The sequence below is a fragment of the Streptomyces vulcanius genome (genome assembly GCF_042653945.1).
Lineage (GTDB): Bacteria > Actinomycetota > Actinomycetes > Streptomycetales > Streptomycetaceae > Streptomyces > Streptomyces mangrovi.
Genome location: NZ_JBHSFK010000008.1, coordinates 26,125 through 48,069, shown reverse-complemented (window position 1 = coordinate 48,069; position 21,945 = coordinate 26,125). Strand labels below are relative to the sequence as shown.

The 21,945-nt window shown below is 71.3% G+C and carries 18 protein-coding genes and 1 pseudogene; 13 read left to right on the top strand and 6 right to left on the bottom strand.

Features of this window, described 5'->3' with window-relative positions; all coding sequences use genetic code 11:
* Positions 1–2: 2 nt before the first annotated feature.
* Positions 3–2,153, top strand: a complete 2,151-nt coding sequence (locus tag ACFPIH_RS14000) for an MMPL family transporter (protein ID WP_381171568.1) — start codon at positions 3–5, stop codon at positions 2,151–2,153.
* Positions 2,154–2,359: 206 nt separating this feature from the next.
* On the opposite strand, the gene ACFPIH_RS13995 is transcribed toward ACFPIH_RS14000, so the two are convergent.
* On the bottom strand, positions 2,360–3,811 hold the full coding sequence (locus ACFPIH_RS13995) for a HAMP domain-containing sensor histidine kinase (RefSeq protein WP_381171566.1): 1,452 nt from the start codon (positions 3,809–3,811) through the stop codon (positions 2,360–2,362).
* Positions 3,808–4,500, bottom strand: a complete 693-nt coding sequence (locus tag ACFPIH_RS13990) for a response regulator transcription factor (RefSeq protein WP_381171564.1) — start codon at positions 4,498–4,500, stop codon at positions 3,808–3,810. Before ACFPIH_RS13990 ends, ACFPIH_RS13995 begins: the two co-directional genes overlap by 4 nt.
* 148 nt (positions 4,501–4,648) lie before the next feature.
* Here ACFPIH_RS13990 and ACFPIH_RS13985 point away from each other — a divergent pair, with 148 nt between their 5' ends.
* The 3 genes from ACFPIH_RS13985 to ACFPIH_RS13975 all read left to right on the top strand — a co-directional run bounded on the left by ACFPIH_RS13985 (position 4,649) and on the right by ACFPIH_RS13975 (position 6,782).
* Entirely contained in the window at positions 4,649–5,242 is a 594-nt protein-coding gene (locus tag ACFPIH_RS13985; RefSeq protein ID WP_381171562.1) for a ferric reductase-like transmembrane domain-containing protein, read from the top strand.
* Positions 5,243–5,454: 212 nt separating this feature from the next.
* Positions 5,455–6,285: an IS5 family transposase gene (locus tag ACFPIH_RS13980; RefSeq protein ID WP_381171560.1), complete on the top strand. Its 831-nt coding sequence runs from the start codon at positions 5,455–5,457 to the stop codon at positions 6,283–6,285.
* Complete coding sequence (locus ACFPIH_RS13975; protein WP_381171558.1) at positions 6,282–6,782, top strand: prefoldin domain-containing protein; 501 nt, start codon at positions 6,282–6,284, stop codon at positions 6,780–6,782. The genes ACFPIH_RS13980 and ACFPIH_RS13975 overlap by 4 nt, the downstream gene beginning before the upstream one ends.
* Before the next feature lie 4 nt (positions 6,783–6,786).
* On the opposite strand, the gene ACFPIH_RS13970 is transcribed toward ACFPIH_RS13975, so the two are convergent.
* Positions 6,787–7,095: a hypothetical protein gene (locus ACFPIH_RS13970; RefSeq protein WP_381171556.1), complete on the bottom strand. Its 309-nt coding sequence runs from the start codon at positions 7,093–7,095 to the stop codon at positions 6,787–6,789.
* 577 nt (positions 7,096–7,672) lie between these two features.
* Here ACFPIH_RS13970 and ACFPIH_RS13965 point away from each other — a divergent pair.
* Positions 7,673–8,323, top strand: a complete 651-nt coding sequence (locus ACFPIH_RS13965) for a helix-turn-helix transcriptional regulator (protein WP_381171554.1) — start codon at positions 7,673–7,675, stop codon at positions 8,321–8,323.
* Between the two features lie 329 nt (positions 8,324–8,652).
* Here the strand turns inward: ACFPIH_RS13965 and ACFPIH_RS13960 are convergent, their stop codons facing one another.
* Positions 8,653–10,887 carry an ATP-binding protein gene (locus ACFPIH_RS13960; RefSeq protein ID WP_381171552.1) on the bottom strand — a complete coding sequence of 745 codons (2,235 nt, stop codon included), beginning with the start codon at positions 10,885–10,887 and terminating at the stop codon, positions 8,653–8,655.
* 1,021 nt (positions 10,888–11,908) lie between these two features.
* Here ACFPIH_RS13960 and ACFPIH_RS13955 point away from each other — a divergent pair.
* From ACFPIH_RS13955 to ACFPIH_RS13920, 8 genes and pseudogenes are all read left to right on the top strand, one after another.
* Positions 11,909–12,043, top strand: coding sequence for a hypothetical protein (locus ACFPIH_RS13955; RefSeq protein ID WP_381171550.1), 135 nt, complete (start codon positions 11,909–11,911; stop codon positions 12,041–12,043).
* A 98-nt stretch (positions 12,044–12,141) separates the two neighbouring features.
* Positions 12,142–13,149: a polyprenyl synthetase family protein gene (locus tag ACFPIH_RS13950; RefSeq protein ID WP_381171548.1), complete on the top strand. Its 1,008-nt coding sequence runs from the start codon at positions 12,142–12,144 to the stop codon at positions 13,147–13,149.
* Positions 13,146–14,108, top strand: coding sequence for a DUF2332 domain-containing protein (locus ACFPIH_RS13945; protein ID WP_381171546.1), 963 nt, complete (start codon positions 13,146–13,148; stop codon positions 14,106–14,108). The genes ACFPIH_RS13950 and ACFPIH_RS13945 overlap by 4 nt, the downstream gene beginning before the upstream one ends.
* A 108-nt stretch (positions 14,109–14,216) precedes the next feature.
* Entirely contained in the window at positions 14,217–15,662 is a 1,446-nt protein-coding gene (locus ACFPIH_RS13940) for an FAD-dependent oxidoreductase (RefSeq protein WP_381171544.1), read from the top strand.
* A gap of 790 nt (positions 15,663–16,452) precedes the next feature.
* Complete coding sequence (locus tag ACFPIH_RS13935; RefSeq protein ID WP_381171542.1) at positions 16,453–16,707, top strand: hypothetical protein; 255 nt, start codon at positions 16,453–16,455, stop codon at positions 16,705–16,707.
* Positions 16,708–16,902: 195 nt separating this feature from the next.
* Positions 16,903–17,052 carry a hypothetical protein gene (locus ACFPIH_RS13930; protein WP_381171540.1) on the top strand — a complete coding sequence of 50 codons (150 nt, stop codon included), beginning with the start codon at positions 16,903–16,905 and terminating at the stop codon, positions 17,050–17,052.
* 126 nt (positions 17,053–17,178) lie between these two features.
* Positions 17,179–18,144 (top strand): annotated as a pseudogene (locus ACFPIH_RS13925) (ATP-binding cassette domain-containing protein); the annotation flags it as partial.
* Positions 18,145–18,237: 93 nt separating this feature from the next.
* Positions 18,238–19,062: an ABC transporter permease gene (locus tag ACFPIH_RS13920; RefSeq protein WP_381172093.1), complete on the top strand. Its 825-nt coding sequence runs from the start codon at positions 18,238–18,240 to the stop codon at positions 19,060–19,062.
* A gap of 93 nt (positions 19,063–19,155) precedes the next feature.
* Here the strand turns inward: ACFPIH_RS13920 and ACFPIH_RS13915 are convergent, their stop codons facing one another.
* Both ACFPIH_RS13915 and ACFPIH_RS13910 read right to left on the bottom strand, forming a co-directional pair.
* Complete coding sequence (locus tag ACFPIH_RS13915) at positions 19,156–20,796, bottom strand: acyltransferase family protein (RefSeq protein ID WP_381171538.1); 1,641 nt, start codon at positions 20,794–20,796, stop codon at positions 19,156–19,158.
* Positions 20,793–21,944: a glycoside hydrolase family 113 gene (locus tag ACFPIH_RS13910; protein WP_381171536.1), complete on the bottom strand. Its 1,152-nt coding sequence runs from the start codon at positions 21,942–21,944 to the stop codon at positions 20,793–20,795. Before ACFPIH_RS13910 ends, ACFPIH_RS13915 begins: the two co-directional genes overlap by 4 nt.
* Position 21,945 lies beyond the last annotated feature (1 nt).

The window sequence follows — 21,945 nt, the reverse complement described above, 5'->3', positions numbered from 1 at the left end:
TGATGGCAGTCAGCGCAGCGCCGTCCGGGGAAGCGCCGGCCGGTCGGTTGGCAGGCCGGTGGGTGCCGTGGTTAGTGATTGGCTTATGGCTGGTGCTGGCGGCGGGCATGGTGCCGCTGAGCGCAAAGTTGAGCTCGGTCACCACCGACAGCGCCGTGGACACCCTGCCGGCCAGTGCCGAGTCCACCAAGGTGGCGGTGCTGGACGACAGTCTCCCCGGCGGTGACAACAACACGTTCGTCTTCGTGTACCACCGCGTCGGCGGCATGACCGACGCCGACCGCGCGACGGTCGAGCGCCACTACAACACCCTTGCCAAGCGGTACCCGCCGAAGGCGACGGCGGCGTCCGGCGAGGACGACGAGGGCTCACCGACGAGCCCCTCCACCGACCGCAAGGCGATGATGTTCACCCTCGAGGTGAGCACGGCCTACGGCGAACCGGAGGCCATCGTCGGCCCGTTGCGTGACGCCGCGAAGGACCGCCCCTCCGGCCTGGAACTCGACGTGACCGGCCCGGCCGCGATCGACGGCGACATGGACGCCGTCTTCGACGGCATCGACGTGCAGGTCCTCCTCACCACCATTGTCGTTGTCACGCTCCTGCTCATCCTCACCTACCGCAGCCCGGTGTTGTGGATCATCCCGCTGGTGGCCGTTGGCGCGGCCGCACTCACCGCGATGGGGACCGTCTACCTGCTCGTCAAGGGCTTCGGCATCGTGGTCAACGACCAGAACTCGGCGCTGCTGACGATCCTGGTATTCGGCGTCGGCACGGACTACGCGCTGTTGCTCATCGCTCGATATCGGGAGGCACTGCACCACCATGAGAACGTCCGGGTCGCGATGGTCCACGCGCTCCGCGGCGCGGCGCCGGCCATCTTCGCGTCCGCGGCCACCGTGGTCGCCGGCCTGCTCTGCCTGCTCGTCGCGGACCTGAACAGCACCAGCGGGTTGGGCCCGATCGGTGCGGTCGGCATCCTGTGCGCGCTGGTGGCCATGCTGACGCTGTTCCCGGCGGTGCTCGTGGTGCTCGGCAGGCGGATCTTCTGGCCGGCCATCCCGCGGTTCAGCACGGCCGTGGAGGAGAAGCCGGGGCTGTGGGGACGGCTCGGCACCGCCATCAGCCGCCGCCGGTGGGTGGCGACGCTCGGCTCGCTCGGAGTCCTCGGCGTGCTCTCCCTCGGGCTGGCGGGCAACACCGGCGCCCTGCGGGAGCAGGACCAGTTCCTGTCCGCGCCGGAGTCGGTCACCGGCTTCACCGTTCTCCGCCAGCACTTCCCGGAGCTCGGCGGCCAGCCGATGACGATCTTCACGCGGCCGGCGTACCAGGAGCGGGTGCTCGACATCGTCAAGGACACTCGCGGTGTGGCCCTGGCCATCCCGGAGCAGACCAGCGGTGGCTGGGCCGACATCTCCGTGTTCCCGAAGGACGCGCCGGACACCGTCGCAGAGTACGACACGATCAAGCGGGTGCGCACCGCCGTGCACGCGGTGAGCGGGGCGGAGGCGATCGTCGGCGGGCCGAGTGCGGAGAACCTCGACACCGAGGTGACCACCAAGCGCGACGAGAAGCTGGTGATCCCGCTGGTGCTCGCCGTCGTCCTGATCGTCCTCGGGCTGCTGCTGCGCGCCATCCTGGCCCCGCTGGTCCTGATGGCCACCGTGATCGTCTCATTCGCCGCAGCCTTCGGCGGCAGCGTGTTCGTCTTCGACACGATCCTCGGGTTCAAGGGTATGGACTATTCGGTGCCGCTGCTGGCATTCCTGTTCCTGGTGGCGCTCGGCGTCGACTACAACATCTTCCTGGCCAGCCGGGCCCGGGAGGAGACCGTGCGTCTCGGCACCAGAGAGGGCATGCTCAAAGCCCTCTCGGCCACCGGTGGCGTCATCACCTCGGCAGGCCTGGTCCTGGCGGCCACGTTCGCGGTCCTCGCCACACTTCCGCTGGTGATGCTGATCGAGGTCGGGTTCCTGGTTGCCTTCGGCGTGCTGCTCGACGCCCTGCTGGTGCGGTCGGTTTTGGTGCCCGCCCTCACCTTGCTGATCGGCCGCCGGATCTGGTGGCCGAGCCGGCTGTCCCGTCCAGCGGCGGAGCTGCCGGACGGTCAACAGCCGCTCGCCGACGACGAGGAGCCCGCGCTGCAACGGTGAGCGCGGCGGCACGGACGAGATCCGGGACGGGGACCCAGGCCCGTCCCGGATTTTTTCATGTGCCCGACGGCCGCCGCCCTTTGGTCCTGCGCCGTGCGGCCGGGGCTGGGGTCGGCGCATCGCGGTGTCCTGCCCCGACGGTGAGCCGCGCGGGGCCATGCCCGAGGGCCGCCGTCCCTTGTCCTGCGCCGCGCCGCCGGGGCGGGTCAGCGCATCGCGGTGTCCTCCCCGGCGGTGAGCCGCGCGGTCGGGGCGGGCGGGGCCGCGGCCGGAAGGTCGACCCGAAGCAGCGCGCCACCGCGTGCGGAGCGGGCGACGGTGGCCCGGCCGCCGTGGGCGTCGACGACCCGCTGCACGATCGACAGCCCCAGACCGGATCCCGGCAACGCCCGGGCGCTGTCGGCACGGTAGAACCGGTCGAACACCCGCGGTACGTCGGCGGCGTCGATGCCCGGCCCGGCGTCGTCGACCTCGAGCACCGCCGACGCGCCCTCGGCACGGAGCCGGACCTGGACCGGCTGGTCCGCGGGGGACCACTTGCCGGCGTTGTCGATGAGGTTGAGCACCGCCCGCTCGAGCGCAGCGGGACGCCCGCTCACCCACACAGAGGTCACGTCGAGCGCGACCTCGATGTCGGGCGCGCGGGAACCCGCCCGGGTCGCGGCGGCCCCCACCACGTCGGCGAGGTCGAGCACCTCGGTGCTCTCGTCGCTGACGTCACCGCGCGCCAGGTCGGTCAGCTCGGCGGCAAGGGTGCTCAACTCGGCCACCTGGGCGCCGAGATCGTTGAGCAGCCGGGTCCGGCTCTCCGCCGGCAGTGCGCTGTCCAGGGTGCCGCGCCGATCGAGCCGGATCAGCAGCTCGGCGTTGAGGCGCAGGCTGGTGAGCGGGGTCTTGAGCTCGTGGGCGGCGTCCTCGGCGAGCAGCCGCTGGTCCCGCCGGGAGTTCCGGAGCGCGGCGAGCATGTCGTTGATCGACTGGATCAGCCGCCGGATCTCCCCACCGCCCTCATCCGGGATGTCGGCGTCGAGATCCCGGGTGTGCGCGACACGTACCGCGGCGGCGGTCAGCCGGTCGATCGGTGCCAGCCCGGTCCGCGCCACGGTCCGCCCGACAAGGGCGCCGCCGACCACGCAGAGCAGCCCGATCAGCAGCATGCCCAACCCGAACCGGTTGATCGGGCTGTCGTCGACGACGTGGGCCACCTGGACCGCGCCGTCGCCCGCCCGCAGCGTGTAGATGAGGTAGCCGTCGTCGTCGCTGTCGTTCGACTCCATCAGGTCGGCCGACGCGCCCTGTGCCACGCGCCCGGCGTGCTCGCTGACCGGGGGCAGCGCGGGTTGGCCGGCCGGCGTCCGGATCGAGCCGTCGGGCAGGATGACCCGCACCAGCCGACCGGATCCGGGATACGGCGGTAGCTGGACCTGCGCCAGACCGGCGCGCTCCGCGTTCGTCGCCAGGACGCGGGAGTCGGCGCGCAGCTGATTCTCGGCGGTGTCCTTCAGCTCCCAGTCCAGTAGCTCGCTGGCCACCTGGAAGGCCACGAACACGCTGACCGCGATGGCCGTCGCCGCGATCACCGTCAGCCTGGCCCGCAGGGACCGCCGGCGCCACCATCGGGTCAGCCGGCGCGGTTCCCGGCCGGCGGGCCTGCTCACGGAGGAGTCTCCCGCAACGTGTATCCCAGGCCGCGCAGCGTGTAGATCAATCGCGGCTCACCCTCGGCCTCCATCTTGCGGCGCAGGTAGCTCACGTATACCTGGAGGTTGTTGGCGGTGGAGCTCATGCCGAAGCCCCAGATCGCCTCGAACAGCGCGTCGCGGGTCAAGACCCGGGTCGCGTTGCGCACGAGGACCTGCAGGAGGGAGAACTCGGTCCGGGTCAGGCGCAGCGGCCGCCCGCCCCGCCACGCCTCGAACCTGTCGGGATCGAGCCGGACGTCGGCGAACGACAGGATCTGCGACTCCTCGTCGGTCGGCGTGCGCCGGCGCAGCAGGGCCCGCACCCGGGCCAGCAACTCCTCGGTGGCGAACGGCTTGGGCAGGTAGTCGTCGGCGCCCGCGTCCAGCCCCGCGACCCGGTCGGAGACCTGGTCACGGGCGGTCAGCATCAGCACCGGCAGATCCCGACCCGCGGCCCGCAACCGCCGGCAGGTCTCCAGCCCGCCGAGGCGGGGCATCATCACGTCGAGGATCAGCAGATCCAGCGTGTCACCGCCGGCCCCACCGACCCCGTCGAGCACGGCGAGACCGTTGGCGACGGTGCTGGTGTCGTAACCCTCGACCTGGAGCACCCGCTCCAGCGAATCCCGGATGGCCGCTTCATCATCCGCGATCATGATCCGCACGCCGGCCCGCCCCCTTCCAGTCGATGTTTTTGCCGCTCATTTTCCCCGATCAACCTGAGGCCAGGATTAGAGCGTCGCTGGGGACCGCGCTCTTACGGATACCTAAGAAATGGAACCCACCGTCGGCTCATGAGCAGGGGAGGACCAGATGACCGGCATCGCACCCGGCAACCAGACAGTAGATCCTCCGCGCCGGTCACGGGCGCTCGGCGTCCCCAGGTGGCTCCCGCGCCCAACCCTCATCATCCTGCGGCTGCTGCCACTGATCCCGGTGCTCCTGGCGACCGTGCTGCCGGCCGCTGCGCTCACCGGCGACGACGGCGCCGTGGCCACGCTGAAGCAGAACGCCGCCGGCATACTCGGAAACGCCGCGTTGCTGAGTCTCGCCGTGACGTTCGCGATCACGCCGGTCACCACGGTCACCGGCTGGCGATGGCACCAGATCCTGGCGCGGGACCTCGGATTGTGGACCTTCGCCCTCGCCGCCCTGGACCTGGTCCTCGCCGCCACGATGTCCACCGACGGCTGGCGCGCCGGGGTGGCCGGCCAGGCGTTCCTCGCCGCCGGTACCCTCGCAACCCTGCTGCTTGTCCCCCTCGCGATCGCCTCCAACCGGTGGTCGATGCGCCGGTTCGGCAGCGACTGGAAGCGACTGCACCCCGGCTCGTCTACGTCGTGCTGGCGCTCGTCACGCTCCACCTGCTCCTGCTGCCGGGTTGCCCCGAGGAATCCGGGCAGTTGATGGTGTTCGTCCCGTCCCTGCTGCTGCGGATCCCACCGGTGCGCCGCCGGGTGATCCGGGCCCGCGAATCCTTCCTCCGCTGGCGCGCCGGCGGACACCCGGAGGTCTGAGAGGGCGGAATGAGAGTACAGAGGAGTTCTGTCGTCGCCTGAACGTGTGGCGGTGCGGCATCCCGGCCGGTTGGCGGCCATGGGCATGTTGGGCTGGGCACCGTGAGCGAGCGCAAGCCCTACAAGACCGATCTGTCCGACGAGCAGTGGTCGCTGGTCGAGCCGGTGATCGCCGCGTGGAAGGCCGCGCATCCCTCGGTCAGCGGCCATCGGGGCCGGTACGAGATGCGGGAGATCGTCAACGCGCTGCTCTACCAGGGCCGGACCGGTTGTCAGTGGGAGCTGCTCCCGCACGACTTTCCGCCGCCCGGCGCGGTGAAGTACTACTTCTACACCTGGCGTGACGACGGCATCGATCAGACCATTCACGATCTGCTGCGCTGGCAGGTGCGGGAAATGGCGCGTCGGAAGGCGGACCCGAGCCTGGTGGTGCTCGACGCCCAGAGCGTGCACGCGGCGGCCGGAGCGCCCGCTGAGTCGACGGGGCGTGATGCGGCAAAAAAAGTACCGGGCCGCAAGCGCGGCCTGGCCGTTGACGTTCTGGGGTTGGTGATCGCGGTGGTCGCGGTGCCCGCGTCGCCGCACGAGAACGCCGTCGGGATCGCGCTGCTGGACAAGGTCGCCGCCGACACCGACGCCGTGGAGAAGGCCCTGGTCGACCAGGGCTTCAAGAACGTCGTCGTCGCGCACGGGGAGAAGGTGGGTATCGAGGTGGAGGTCGTGGAGCGCAATCCCGCGCAGACCGGGTTCGTTCCCCAGGCCAAGCGGTGGGTCGTGGAACGCGCCTATGGGATCTTGATGCTGCACCGCAGGCTGGTGCGCGACTACGAGCATCTGCCCCGCAGTTCGCAGTCGCGGGTGTACTGGGCGATGACCGCGGTGATACTGCGTCGGCTGACCGGGGCGACCACACCGGCCTGGCGCACCGCATGACCGGCGGGGAGCTGACGCTCGGCGCGGTGCTGGCGCGGCTGGAGGAGCGGGAACGCGAGATCACCGCACAGGCCGAGACGATGCGGGAACAGGTCGCGCAGCTGACCGCACAGCTCGACGAACTCCGCCGGGCCGCCGAGGAAGTCCGGATCACCCGCAAGACACTGCTGGGGCTGCCCGACCCCGGGCCGCCCGCGCCGCCGGCACCGAAGCTGCCGGATCATCCGGCCTACCAGCAGATCATGGCGGTGTTCACCGCGGCCGACCACCCGCTGCGGGCCCGGCAGGTGCGAGGCCATGGACCTGGCGGTCGCGCCCAACAACATCAACAACGTCCGCCTCAAGCTCAAGCGGCTGGCCGGCCGCGGGATCCTGACCGAGACCGAGCCAGGCTCGTTCACCCAGCCTCGGCCGTAGCCGACCGACGTCGCCACGGCCTGCCCGCTCGTCCCGCACGAAACGAAGAATCGGGCATCAGGTCTCATACCGCCCTCTGACCGTTCAGGAGCAACTGCAGGACCAGGCGTAGGCGATGAAAAGGGCGGTCACGGCAAACGTTGTGGCCGCCGCGCCGGCCAGTCGCCCGCGCCGCCCTGGCTTGGCGGGACGAAGCAGCTCCCAGCCGCCATAGCCGAGGAAGGCCAGCAAGGCACCGCCTACGCCCCCGGTGACGAGCGGGCTGCGCTCCCATCCCCAGACAAACCCCAGAGCCAGACCCCCCACGGCAAGGCAGGCGACCACCGTCAGCGCTACCTCTCCGGCGAGCTCCTCCAGGAATTCTTTCAAGAACGAGCCGGCGCCGCGGATCACGCGCAGGACACGACTCCGAGCCACAGGAACAGCCACACGCCCCCCAGGGCCAGTCTCGAATGATCGGACCCTACGAAATCGCGATGCGTCGGGGAAGAGCGATCACGGCCATCTGTTCAGAGCGGAGTACCGCAACCACAGCGTCCAAGCACGACGGCTGGCGACCACGAGCCCCGGCAGCAACCAGAGAAGGCTTCTGACATCTCCTGCCGGGGGCCAGGACGGGGACACGGTGCTACGGGGGGCGACAGGGTGGACCGGCGAGCGGACGGGGTCCTGGGCAGCGGTGTCGCCGACAACCTCGGGCTCGGGCGAATTGCCGGGGGCGCTCACGGATTGGGCCCGGCTCGGTCAGGGCCGCTGACCTGTCAGGAGATGGCCGCAGCCCGCTGCTCACTCAGCCCGGGTTGACGGCGGCCATCGCTTCCTCGGCGACTTCTTGTCGGGCAGCCCGAATGTGTGCAGAGAGAGACTCGACCTTGTGCACTGTCCATCAAGTAAGTCACCGGCGTCAACGTATGGTTGCGCAGGCACCTTGGAGGTCAAGGCCCTCGGTGCGCGCAAGGGAGGGAAGTAAATGCCAGGCGACGGCGCCCCGGTGAGGCGTCCGTCCGTTGTCCTGCTGGCCGACGACCCGCTCGTCCGGCAAGGCGCGACAGCGTATCTGGACGCACACGAGCAGGTCGAACTGCTCCCCACGGATCACGTGGAGCAGGCGGACATCGCGGTCCTCATCGTCGACGAGGTGACCGGTGAAACAATGTCCGGCCTCTGTGCCATCAGTCGACGCACGGACGGAGTGACGCGCATCGTGCTCGTCGCTGACGACGTCAGTGACGAGCAGTTGACTCTCGCTGTGGGCTACGGGGTCGTGATCCTGCTTCGGAGGTCCGAGGCGAGCTTCTCCCAGATCGTCAGCGCGGTCGCGGACGGTCACCGCGGCCGTTCCGAGCTGCCGCCGGCCGTCGTCGGTCGGCTGGCGTCGTTGATGCGAGGTCTACAGCGGGAGGACGGGCTGCCTCAAGGCTTGTGCCCGGCGAGTCTGGCCCCCCGGGAGCTGGACGTACTCCGGCTCTTGGCCGAAGGCCTCGACACGGCGGAGATAGCCGGCAAGCTGAGCTACTCGGAGCGTTCGATCAAGTCGATCATCCATGACCTGACGAAACGTCTCGGGTTACGCAACCGCACCCACGCGGTCACGTACGCGATGCGGGCCGGGCTGCTGTAGAGCCGAGTGAGCCGCAACGGAAGATCATGCGGAACAGTCGCTGAGCAGGCCGGTGCGTGCCGTTCTCCCTATGCGCGCTCTGCCGCGCGTCGGAACCGCCCATCGGTCAGCGGCGCCGGGTCGCTGTCGACGGCCCGAACCGCGACGCGGTACGACAGCGCCAGCAAACATCGACGAACACCGGCCAACTGACCAACACTGACGAACATCTACGAACACCGACAAACGCCACGACTCGGAGCCGCGTCGCCGTGGCCACTCCCGGCCCGCCGCCTCGCGGCCGGCCGGAGAGCGGCTCCCCCCGGGGGTAGTGGGGAAGCGTCGTCGGGTCAGCCGGCCGACCTGCGGGGGGTCGCCTCGACGATCCAGGCGGCGATCTGGGCGCGGGATCCGAGTCCCAGGGTGGTGCGGATGTTGCGGATATGGGTGTCCACCGTGCGGGTCGACAGGTACATGCGGTCGCCTATCTGCCGGTTGGTCAGGCCCTGGGACACCAGCACGGCCACCTGCCACTCGCGCTCACTCAACGACGCACGGGACAACGGCTCCTCCCCCGTGGGGACCGACGTGTCCAGTGCGTAGTCGGTGGCCTGTCGTGACGTCAGGGTGCGGCCGGACGTGAACGCGGCCTCGACGTACTTGTGGGGTACGGCTTCGATCACGCTGGTACGCACGGCGTTCACCTGCCGTTGCCACCACACTCCCGTCGCGGGGACCTCGGGCACCGTCGGGCGCAGTTCCTCCGCCGCCGCGAGCAGCTTCAGCGCGCGCTCGTAGGCGCGGTCGCGGGCGGCGGCGAGCGCGAAGCCCTCCAGGGCACCGGCGCTCCACAGCGGGTGTCCGGCGGCGGCGTGGAGCAGCGCGGTGAAGCAGGACGTGGCCTGCTGCTGCTCGCCCGCCTGGAGGGCCAGAGCCCCTCGCGCCATCAGCAGCGGCCGGAGCGGTCCGGGGACGGTTTCGTCACGCGCGACGGTCAGTGCCTCGTCGACGGGCTCGGCCATGTGCTCCGTCTCCCCTGTCACCAGGACCTGCCGAGCCAGCAGATGGAGGCTCAACGCAGCCATCGGCATATCGTCCTGGAGGCGGCTCGTTCCCAGGCAGTGGCGCAGTCGGCGGACGGCCGCCGGTCCGGAACCGGGCCGTCGCAACAGGTCGAGCAGGGTTTCCATACGTGCGAGTTGCGCGTCGTCCCCGGTGCGCGACGCCCCGGTCCGCACCTGGTCGGCCAGGAGCCGGGCGCGGTCGTCCAGTCCGCGCCACGCGGTGAGCACCGCCTGCGCCGACAGGGCGCCGTGGTGGTACCCCGACAAGGGGTCCGCGCGGCTCAGCACGGAGGCGAGGACCGGCGGGCGGGCCGTCGGGGCGCCCATGATCATGTCGAGCGCCTCGACAGCCGCGACCAGCGGGACTTGGCGCGGGTCGTCCCCCGCGCGCAACCAGGCGAGCGTGTGGTCGATGTTGGCCCGTTCCCTTGCCAGGCGGCGCGCACGGTGACGGCTCAGGACGCCCGTTTCGTCGAAGGCACCGAGAGCCATGACGAACCAGGCCGCGGCGCGCTCGCGTACGGTGTCCTGCTCGGCCACGTCCTCCAGGCGCTCGCGTGCGAAGCACCGCAGCGACTCCAGCATCCGGAACCGGGCGTCACCCGTCTCGTCCGGTAGGGCTGTGATGAGGGACTTGGCCTCCAGCGAGGCCAGCAGTGCCGGTACGGCGCGGGGCTGGACGGCGGTCGCGGTCAATGCCGCCGCCATGTCGGGTTCGAACCCGCCGGGCGCCTCCGCCAGGGCACGGAACAGCCGCTGCTCGTCGTCGGTCAGCAGGTCGTGGCTCCAGTCGACGGCCGCTCGCAGGCTCTGGTGCCTTGACGCCGCGGTCCGCCAGCCCCCGGTCAACAGGTTCAGCGGTGCCTCGTCCAGCTGGTCGTGGATGGTGGCGACCGGGAAGGCCCGCACCAGCCGCGCCGCCAGCTCGATGGCCAGTGGCAGGCCGTCCAGTCGCGCGCACAGCGCGCCGATTCGGCCGGTGTTGGCCGCGGTTAATCGGAAGTCCGGCTTCACGGCACGCGCCCGGTCCGCGAACAGGCGCACGGCGGGAGAACGCAGCAGCTCGGCGGGGGTGGCGTCCGTGTCGTCGCCGGGTACCGGGAGTCCGGCGATCGGGTACACCACCTCGCCCGGGTGGCGCAGGGACTCCCGGCTGGTGGCCAGCACCCGCAGGTCAGGGCATTGGGAGAACGCCTCGTTCAGCGCCCTGCCGCAGGCGTCGAGCAGGTGGTCGCAGCCGTCCAGGACCAACAGCCGGGCACCGCGGTCCGTCCTGCCCGCGGAACTCGTCCGCGCGAGCTCCGCGGTGATCCTCTCCCTCACCTCCCGCGGGTCGGCGGCCCCGTCGAGTTCGACGAGCCCGGCCGCTGTACGCCCGGTGCGCTGTTGTGCCGAGGCCGCCTCGATCGCCAGCCGGGTCTTGCCCGAGCCGGGCGGGCCCGTCAATGTGACCAGCCGCCCGCCCGCGATCAGGCGGCCGAGCTCGACCAGTTCGTCGGTGCGGCCCACGAAGCTGCTCATGCGGGCCTGTGCCTCCATGGAGGAACCGGCTCCCACGTCGACGGAGTTCCGCCGCTGCCGGTAGGCACGCTGACGGCACGCGTTGGAGCAGTACCGGGGCGCCGAGCGACGGCCCGGCGCCGGAGCGGGCATAGGGCCGTCGCAGGTGGCGCATCGGTCGGGTGGAGCGGTGGTCACTGGTGTTCCCTGCCTCCGTGGTGGCCGCGACCGGTGGCCGGCGTGCGCGAAGCGGACAACGGAGGACGAGGCAGGGCGCGCGGTCCGCCGCCGTGCGGGTGGTCGTCCGGGTGCGGGTGCATCACGTCCTGCTCGCTGTTCCCTGTTCCCTGTTCCGAGGTTGTTGGTGGTGCTGCCGTGAGACCTCTGCGTATGCCGGGTGCGGCCGGGTTCATCCGGCGCCTCCGTGCGGGTCCGTGTGGCCGCCGACCGCGACATCGCCGTACGCGTGGCGGTTGGTGTGCATCACATCCTGCTCCCTGGCGGCGGCCACCGTCGGATCTGTAGGGATCTGGGTCGGGTACCCGAGGTGAAGGCGAGGTGTCGCGGAGTGGCCCGTCCATGCCCGGTGCCGCGGCGGAGCCGTGCAGTACGGAGCGAGGGGGAGGGCGTCTCCCGTGCCACGGTCCACTCGTGGTCTGCCGGCACCCGACGCGATGCCGGCCGTGCGACGGGCCGAGACCGTCCCGGAGTGCCCTGCGCGTCCGGGGGTCCGGCAGCCGGAGCACTTCGGGCACGACGTGCTCGACGCGGCGCGCCGTTGCCGTGGCAGTTGCCGTGGCCGTTGCGGTTGCCGTGGCAGTTGCCGCCAAGGTAGCGCCGTCCGGGGAGCGACGATCATCCCCTCGCCCTTTCGGGCGGGAAGGTCTGCCCTTTTGGGCCGCATGGACGGGCGCACGCCGTAACTGCGCGGATTGCCGACGAGGTGGGCGCCCGCCGTATGGATCATCTGTTCGGGCGAGGTGTTGTGACCGAGCAGCCCCGCCCCCGGGACGAACCGGCCTTCCCCGAAATGGAGTCAGACATGACCACGTCGCACATGATCGACGAGCTCGAGACGCTGCTGGACGGCTCGTGGGAGGAGACGGCCGACGCGGCCGCTCACGACCTCCACGAGGTCCGCTTCGAGCAGAGCAGCACCGGCAGCACCTACTGCTGAAGCCTGCCCCCCGACTGACGCGAGCAGGCGCGCAGTCACCGGCGGGGCGTGCCCGGCATGCCCCGCCTTCCCCCGACGACGCCATGAGGAAACGGCACATGACCTCGAAGGACACCCAGGCGGCCTACGACCTGCTCCTGCAGCACCAGAGGCAGCTCGCCCCGGCGGTGAACTCCGCCGTCCGCACCGCCTGTGCGGACGCCCCCGAGTTGGAGCGGGCGGTCCTGGCCCTGCTGGAGACGGACGCCAGCTCCGGCAGCCCCTTCAGGCTGCTGGCACTGCCCGTGCACGGCGCCCTGACCGGCGATGTGGAGCCCGCGGTCCCGGTGTGCGTCCTGTCCAGGCTGTGGTGGGCCGGGGCGGAGATCCTCGACGACGTGATGGACGGGCAGTTCGACCCGCGCACCGCCGGTCTCTCCGCGGCGGCGGTCACCGTCGCGAGCACCGCCTGCCTCACCCTCCTCCCCCAGGAGATCATCGTCCGCCAGCGGTTCCCCGACGAACTCAAGGCGGCTTTCGGCCGCGAACTGAACCGCGCCACGATCGAGTCCGCCGACGGCCAGCTGGCCGACGTGGCGCAGGACACCACCTCCGACTTCTGGAAGCGGACCATGACCGGCTACGTGGGGAAGACCGGCGCCGCCTACGGCCGGGACGCCGCGATGGCCGCGATGCTGGCGGGCCGGACGGAGCAGGAGGTACGCGGCTGGCGTGTCTTCGGGCGGCTCTTCGGAGTGCTGCGGCAGACGGCGAACGACCGCGCGCCGGCAACCGCCGAACAGGACGCCGACCTGGCCAACGGCACCCCGACCCTGCTGCTGGCCTACGCGCTGGAGACCCTGCCTCCGGCCGAGGCCGAGGAGCTGGGGCGGGCCCACGCGCACGCTCCCCGGGACGCGCACGCGCGCGGCGCCGTGTGGGACCGGTTGCGCCGACCGGACGTGGCGGCCGGCTACGACCGCAGGATCGCCACGCTCCGGCAGCGGTCGTGCGAACTGCTCCAGCAGCTGGCGGCGCCCTCGCCCCACCGGGACGTCATCCAGTGGATGGTCGGCGTCTCGGCCGAATCCTCGCAACTGACCGACCAGGACGGGATCGCAGCATGACGACCTCCGAGGAAACCATCAGCGACCTGCGGGCCATGTCCGCCGGCTCGGCCGGATACGCGCCCGTCTCGGCGGACCTGCTGGCCAGGCTGGCCGACGACGCCGAACACGGCGGCCCCGTCTGGTCCCTGATCGGCGGCCATCCGCAGGCGGCCGAGCCGCTGTTCGGCATCCGCGCCGTCGCCGGGGTGCGTTGGCTGATGCTCAGCGGTCTCGCTCCCGAACTCGCCGAGCACCTCCGGCATCTGACCGCCGGAATCGGCGATCGCGAGTACGCCACCCGTACCTGGCAGCTGTCCGCCCAGGCGTTGCTGGACCACCCGGACCAGACCCGCGCCGCGCTGGACCGGCCTGTCCAGCAGCACCAGCCGGGCCGGGCGAGCGTTCTGCTGGCCGCGCTGGGGATGCTGGGCGCGCCGAAGGTACGGCTGCTGGAACTGGGCGCCTGCGCCGGTCTGAACCTGCTCGTCGACCGCTACCGCTGGTTCGGGCCGGGCTGGGAGTGGGGCGATCCCGACTCGCCCGTACGCCTGGTGGCCCACGGCAAGGCTCCCGGCGACCTCACCATCGTCGAGCGCGCGGGGTGCGACCTCGCCCCGCGCGATCCCGCCGACCCCGCCGACGTACTGATCCTGCACTCCTTCCTGCCGCCCGAGCGGGACATCGAGCGGATGGAGCTGGACGACGCCCTGGCGCTGGCCGCCCGCTCCGAGGTCCGGGTGGACAAGGCGGACGCCGCCGACTGGCTGGCCGCCGAGCTGGCGCGGCCCGCCGGTGACGGTGACGTGCGCACCGTGGTGTGGCACAGCCTGCTGTGGGGCTATCTCACGCCGCGGCAGCAGACGGACATCGAGAGGGTTCTCAGCGAGGCGGCGGCCCGTATGCCCCTGGCCCGAGCGGGCTTCGAACCGCACAACTGGGGCCTGGCGCCACGCCTTCAGGTAACCGTCTACTCGTAGCCGAACGCCTCGTGGTCGCGCCCCCGCGACCTTCCGCGCGACCGGCCCGGGGCGGGCCTTCCGCGTCGCCTCGTACCGGCACCCACTGTTCTTCAGGAGCTGACCCTGGTGCACACCCTGATTCTCGGAGCGGGCCCGACCGGCCTGGTCACAGCGATGCTGCTGGCCGCGGAAGGGCATCGCGTCACCGTGGTCGACCAGGACCCCGGGCCGCCCGCCGACGGCCCGCACGGCGTGTGGGAGAAGTGGACGCGGCCCGGAGCGCGCCAGTTCGCCGCCGCCCACGTCCTCGCCCCCGCCGGCTACCGCATCCTGCGGCGGGAACTGCCCGAGACCGTCTCCGAGGTCCTGGCATGGGGAGGCCGACGCCACAACATGATCGCCGGCGCGCTGAGCCTCCTGCCCGACGGCGCGGCCGAACCGGGCGACGAACGGTTCGACACGGTGGCGGCACGCCGGCCGGTGCTGGAGGCCGCGCTGCTGGCCGCGGCGGAACGGACCACGGGCATCACACTGCGGCGGGGCCTGCGTGCCGCGGAGCTGCTGGTCGGGGACCCGTCCGAGGCGCGCGGCGCGCACGTCACCGGAGTCGTACTGGACGACGGCGAACACGTCGCGGCAGACCTGGTCGTGGCGGCTTCCGGCCGGAGCCGGTTCGCCGCGTCATTCCTCGACGCCGTGTACGCCGACGCGGCGGAGGGCGATGTCCCGGGCATCCGGCCGGGTGGGGCGGGCCGGGGATTCCGCTACTACACCCAACACTTCCGCTCCGGCGACGGGAACCTCCCCGGTCCGGCGCCCTGGCCGCTGCACCACCACGACAGCGTGTCGGTCATCGTCGTACCGGGCGACAACGGCACCTGGTCGATGACTCTGGTCACGTCCGGGGCGGACCAGAAGCTCAGAGGGCTGGGCCGAAGGGACGCCTGGCAGCGGGCCGCCGCCCTCTATCCCGGCCTCGCACCATGGGCGGAGGGCGAACCGATCGGTGGCGTCGTCGCCCTGGGCGGCATCCACAGCGTGCGCCGCCGGCTCGTCCACCCCGGACGGCCGCCGGTGACCGGGCTGGTGGCGGTCGGGGACGCCTGGGCCACCACCAATCCCCAGTTCGGTCTCGGCATGACCCTCGGCATCACCCACGCGACGCTCCTGCGCGACGTACTGCGTGAGGCCGGCCCCGGAACCAGTCGTCCCGCTGAACTCGCCCTGCTCTTCCACGACATGACCGAACGGCACCTCGCCCCCGTGTGGGCGGGGCTCGCCGGCTGGGAGGTGCACCGCCAGGCCGAGATCGACGCGGACATGCGCGGCGAGGTCCACCACAGCGGCGACCCCGCCTGGAACCAGCACGTCGCCGGCCGGTCGGCCTGCCTGCGCGACGCCGGCGTCCTGCGCGCGATGGCCGAGATCGGCTTCCTGCTCACCGACTCCCGGGAAGCCATGGGGAGGCCGGGTCTCATGGCCCGTTTCGCGCGACTGGCCGTCAACGCGCCCCGCTACGTCGACGGCCCCGGCCGCCGCGAACTGCTCACGGCCGTCGGCGACCCCGCGTGAACGGGGCCCCGCCCGAAGACACCAGTGCGCGCACGGACACGTACCCGTGCACTGAGGGTCGCAGGGTCCGCCTGCGACGGGCCTACAGTTGCCCGCTGTCTCGGACGAGCCGCCGGACAGGCGCACCGAGAAGTCCGTGGACATGACCACGTTCAACACTTCGGAATCATCACTGGCCGCCACAGCCCCGGCCGGGCACTCGCCCGGGCGTTGACGAATGGAAGACCGACCCGTGGAACGCGAAACCGCTGCCCGGAGAGAGCCCCGTCGAGGGACCGGTGGGACGACGGACACGGAGCCGCCCCCAGCCGAGCAGGGCGGTCTTCCGGACGCGTCCAACGCCTCGGTACCCGAGCGCGCTCGTTCCACCAGGCTTGCGCTCCTGGCAGCGTCGCTGGTCGGCCTCCTGCTGGTCGTCACACCCTTCCTGCTGTCGGGACAGGGCGGAACGACCACCGCGAGCCCTTCCGCCACCACCCCGGGTCCCTCGGTCTCCCCGTCCCCCGACCGGTCGGGCGAGACCACCGCCACTCCGTCGCGACAGGCGAGCCCGAGCGCCAGAAATCGTGAGTCGCCAGGTCCGGCCGCACGCGACTCCGGTGCCTCGGCCGCGTTCGACACTCCCGTCACGACGCCCGCGAATTCACCCCTTTCACCCCCTTCATCCCCTTCATTCGTTGCTGAGAAGCCGTCCCCGACGAGTGATGGGGCCCAGCAGGGGACCCAGAGGGTCATCAGGGGCACGAGCGTCCTGCTGCCCGGACAGTCCTGGTCCACGAACCGGATGACCATGACCTTCCGGGGAGACGGCAACCTGGTGATCTACGACCGGAACGGCACGCCCCACTGGCAGTCCGGAACCGGCGGGCGCGGCGCCAAGACCGTCTTCCAGGCGGACGGGAACCTGGTCGTCTACACCTCCGGCATGACGACCGCGTGGTCCACACGCACCGACGGTCACGACGGCGCTGAGCTGGTGCTGGGCAGGGACGGTAAGGCGACCGTCCGCTACGGGAACACCGTTCTGTGGTCCAGCGACACCTGAGCGGCAGGACCGCCCGTCGGAGCGAGAGGTCTGCTCCTTCGGGCAGTGCGTCATGCCGCGTGCCGTAACTGCGCTCATCACCGAGGACGCGGTCGATCACCGACCGAATCATGTTTCAGGGGGTGCCGCCGCACGGCCCGTGAGGGCTCTCGGCCGCCCCCTGACCACCTGTTGCCCCATGAGACGGAGCGCCATATGAACACACTCACCGTGATCGACGAGCTCGAGGTACTGCTGGACGGCTCGTGGGACGGCGACGTCGAGACCGATGCCGCCGACGTGTACAAGGTCGTCCTCGAAGGCACGCCCAAGGGGAACCAGAGCAACCCCTACGGCTTCTGCTGAACACGGTGACGCCGCCATCCGGTCGTGGGGATGAGCGGTAGCGGCGGGGCGTGCGTGCACGCCCCGCCCTCTGACAGAGGCTGCCCGACAGGGTGAGGGCACGGCAGTGAAAGGTACCTCCTGGGCATGACATGGCACCCCTACGCCGTCGGCGCCTCCGCCGATCTCGCCGTCGAGGCACACGGCCTGGTCAAGCAGTACGGCGGCACCACCGCCCTGAACGGTTTGGACCTGACCCTCCGCCACGGCACGGTGTTGGGCGTACTGGGCCCCAACGGCGCCGGCAAGACCACGCTGGTGCGGGTGCTGTCCACCCTGGCCAAGGCCGACACCGGATACGCCCGGGTGGCCGGGTTCGACGTCCGGCGCCAGCCCGGGCAGGTGCGCCGCGTCATCGGCCTCACCGGACAGTACGCGTCGGTGGACGAGCAACTCTCCGGTTTCGAGAACCTCTACATGATCGGCCGGCTGCTGGATCTGCCCAGCAGACGGGCCCGCGTCCGCGCCGTGGAACTGCTGGAGCGCTTCTCGCTCACCGACGCCGCCGGCCGCCCCGCCCGGACCTACTCCGGTGGCATGCGCCGTCGACTGGACCTCGCCGCCGGCATGGTCGGCCGCCCTCAGGTGCTGTTCCTCGACGAGCCGACCACCGGGCTCGACCCGCGCACCCGCAACGAGGTGTGGGACGAGATCCACGACCTGGCCAAGGAGGGCACCGCCGTCCTGCTCACCACCCAGTACATGGAGGAGGCCGAGCAGCTGGCCCATGAACTCATGGTGGTCGACCACGGCCGGATGATCGCCCACGGTTCGCCGGCCGAGCTCAAGGCCGCGGTGGGCGGAGACACCCTGGAGGTCCGCCCGTTCAACACGGCGGACCTGCCCAGCATGTTGTCCTGCCTGTCCGAGGCCGGGATAGCGGGCGCCTGGACCAACCCCGCCGAAGGACTGTTGATGGTCCCCGCCTTCGACGACAGACAACTCAGCGGCGTGGTACGGACCCTTGGCGGCAGAGGCTTCGGCATCAGCGGCATCACCACGCGCCAACCCAGCCTGGACGAGGTGTTCCTGGCCCTCACCGGACAGGGGACCGGCACGGGCCCCGGGCCACAGCCCTGGCGCGAGCCGGCACCTCCGGCCCGAGAGGCACGGCCTCCTGGGTCGACCACCCCTGCGACGGAGGTCATGCCGACAGCGGTCGGGTCGCCCGCCGTCGCGCCACCTCCCACTCGCGGCGCCTCAAGGATCGCGCCGCGTGCCTATCTACGTCACACCAGCACGCTCGTCCGGCGCAATCTCCTCCGCATCAAAGCGGACCCCTACACGCTGTTCGACTCGTTGCTGATGCCGGTTCTCTACACGCTGCTCTTCGTCTACGTGTTCGGCGGTGCCGTCTCGGGCTCACGGGAGAAATACATCCAGTACATGATCCCCGGCCTGCTCGGCATCCTGAGCCTGACACTGGCCACATCGGTCGGCGCCGGCATGAACGCCGACTTCAAAACCGGGCTGATGGACCGCTTCCGGACCCTGCCCATCGCCGCGTCGTCGGTCCTGGTGGCCAAGCTCATCGCGGAGACCATCCGGTCGGTGCTGTCGCTGTCTGTCCTGATCAACGTCGCCATGCTCCTTGGCCTGCGGGTGCGCGCAGGGCCGCTCAAACTGCTGGCGGTGGACGGCCTCATCCTTATGTTCGGCATGTCCATGGTTTGGGTGTCCATGCTGATCGGCATGACCATGCGTAGTACCGAGGCAGCCCAGGGCGTGAGCGCGCTGGTGGCCGTGCCGCTGCAGTTCGGCAGCTCGATCTTCGCACCGGTCTCGACGATGCCGGGCTGGCTGGGGTCCTTCACCCGGTTCAACCCGCTGTCCGCCCTGGCCGACGCCTGCCGGAACCTGATCAACGACAGGTCCGCGGGTCACTCGGTGCTGATCGTGCTGGCATGGTCGGTCGGCATCACCGCCGTGACCGCCCCGCTGGCGGTGGCACGCTTCCGCAGGCGGACCTGAGCAGACGGGGAGCCGATCTCCGGATGCACGGCTACGGCGTCAGCCTCTGCGGGGCGTACGCGCCCGCCGTGAGAGGCAGGTATGCCGCGAGGGTCAGTGGGACGCCCGCCCACGACGCCAGGGACGGGCGGCCAGGCGCTCGACGAGCAGGTAGTGGACGAGCAGCGACAGGAACCAGGTCACCACGCCCCCGACCAGGAACAGGCCGAGAGGGCCAAGGCCGGGCTGACCGCGCCGCAGCAGCCAGTACACGGGGAGGTGCAGCAGAAAGAGGCTGTACGACATGCGGCCGATCTCGGTGAGCAGGTCGCCCGACAGCAGCCGTACCAGGGGGCCTCGGTCGCTGCTGAGCACTGCCGTCAGCAGCGCGGCGCCCAGCACGGCCGCGACCACGTACCGGTTGTCGCCCTGCCCTCCGCCGCGAAGGACGGCCGACACCGCCAAGGCCGCCGCCGCGGCGAGGCCGGTCGCCGTCAGCAGTACGGCGGCCGGACGGGACACCGCGCGGCCACCGCGTTCGGCCAGGTGAACGAGGCAAGCAGCACCGGCACCGGCCGGCAGGGCGAGTGTCTGCATGCCGGTGACGACGCCGAGGCCGGGCAGCGCCCCGCAGGCCGCGGCGACGGTCGCCGCCCCGGCGAGCAGGGCGGCGACCAATGTCACCGCGGCGAGTCGGCGCCGGGCCGGCAAGCAGAGGCACGCCAACAGAAGGGACCACGTCAGCACGGAACGTGCGGTGATATCCCACAACCACAGCGGAGCAAGCGGCGAGTCCATCGTGGGGACGGCACCCAGTGGTCGGCCGTGCACCCACCCGGCCCAGCCCCCATCGCCGAGGAGCACCGACGGAACCCGCCGGGCCAGGTCGCGGACAATGCGCGGAGGGCCGAGTGCCCAACAGACCGTAAGGGTCATGGTGAGCGACACCAGCAGGGCGGGAATCAGCCGCTTCGCCCTGCGGGCCAGGAAGCCGACGACGCTGGTCCTGCCGGTTGCCGTCGCCCTGCGGAGCAGGGGCAGGACGGTGAGAAAACCCGTCAGCACCAGCAGGACATCGGTGCCCACACCGGTCCAGGAGAAATACGGCCCGCCCATGCCGGTGTCGTGCAACAGAACGGCCAGCACAGCGGCGCCCCGCAGACCGTCCACGGCGGAGAACCGCCTCCCACTCGCCTCTCTCCCGGCACCCCGCGCCGCCACCGGGTCCGGCTCGGCCCCGGGCGCAGGCCCGGACGGCAGCGCAGGGAATCGGGTGACGTCCGCTAGGGGAGCACTGTCGACCGGTCCTCCGAACGCGGCCGGTCCCACCTCGACGCCCGGTGCCGGCCACGTGAACGGTTCCCGCTGCGCGGCCGGTGTCTCCTTGTTGGCCGGCTCCGGCCATGTGATCGGATGCGGATCCGCGATCCGTCCCGACTTGGCGGCCTGGGGCCACCCGGCGGCCGGGAGGCGCCCGGTGTCGCCCGCCCTGTCCCGGCCCCGTCCGTACTCACCAGGCCGGTTCGCCATCCGGCCGTAGCCACCGGCCCGGTCCGCCAGGACTGCCCCGCCTCCTGGTTCCTGGTCGACTGCCTCGCTCCTCGCCGGTGCCGGCTCCGCCGTGGGCCCCGCGGCCCATGGAGCCGGTTCGGCGTGCGGATGTGCCCGCTCCGACGGCGGGTGGGGATGGGGGCCGTACTCGCAGTAGGACTCGGCCGGGTTCGGCGGCTGGTGCTCGCAGCGCTCTTCGGTCATCTCGGCCAGGTCCGGAAGCAGGAGGCGATGACGGCCTCGGCGGGGCGGCCGAGGAAGGAGGTGTGGGAGTCGGTGCGGGTGCCGGCCGCGGGGTCGGCGTGGAAGTCGAGGTTCCACCAGTACAGGCCGGCCATGTCCCGGTCCCGGGCGACCTGGCAGGCCGCCTCGAACCAGCGTTGCTGCACCGTGGGGTTGAGCTTTCCCCCGCCCTTCCAGACGGCCGGGTGACGATAAGCACCGTCCTCGGCGATGATGCCGACCTCGCTCAGCACGATCCGGGGCAGTTTCCCGGTGCTCTTGCGGTCCAGCCAGCGCTGCCAGCCCTCGGCGATCTGCGCGACGGAGGCGTCGTCGCCGAGCCCGGGGAGGGGGAAGTAGGCGTCGAAGCCCAGGTGGTCGACAGGGACGGGGACGTGCCGGGAAACGTAGTCGTCCCAGTTGGCGTCGTAGGACAGTTCACCGGGGAACGACTTGCGGGCTGCGGCGATCACCGAGCGCCAGCGTGGGTCGTCCTCCAGCGACGTCAGTTCCGCCCCGATGACGAAGGTGCTCGCGTGGTGGCGGGCCGCGAGGGTGAGATACGGCGCGAGGAAAGCCTCGTACGACCGGAACCAGGCAGCCCTGTCGGCAGGGGCGAGTGAGCCGCGCCAGGCCAGGGGATCACGGGCCACCAGGCTCTGCTCATCGAGAAGCGGACGCAGAGTGATGCGTAGTCCGGCCGCCGCCGCGGTGTCCAAAAGCATCCCCAGGTGCCGGGCGGAGGGCGTCGAGGCCGAGGCGCCGACCCGGCTCGCCGTGGGGCCGGCGGTCGCGAAGGGCAGGGTCACCGAGATCGCGTTCATGTGTTTACCGACCATGTAGTTCACCGTGCGCAGTGCGTTGGTGCGCACGGACGAGTCCGTTTCGCCCGGGTAGGCGTACCAGAGCACCTGCGCGCCGAGTTGGGGGTCGCCGGGCCGCCACGGCCGGGCGACCCGTGCCGGGGCCGGGCTATCGGACGCGGGCGCGGAGGCGTTCGCGGACGCGTTCGCGGGCGCCGTGGTCGGCGCCGGGGCTCCGGCTCCCGGGGAAACGCACCCGGCCGTCAGCAGGAGGACGAGGGGGACGGAGAGGACGGAGAGGACGAGGCCACGAAGACGGGTACGCATC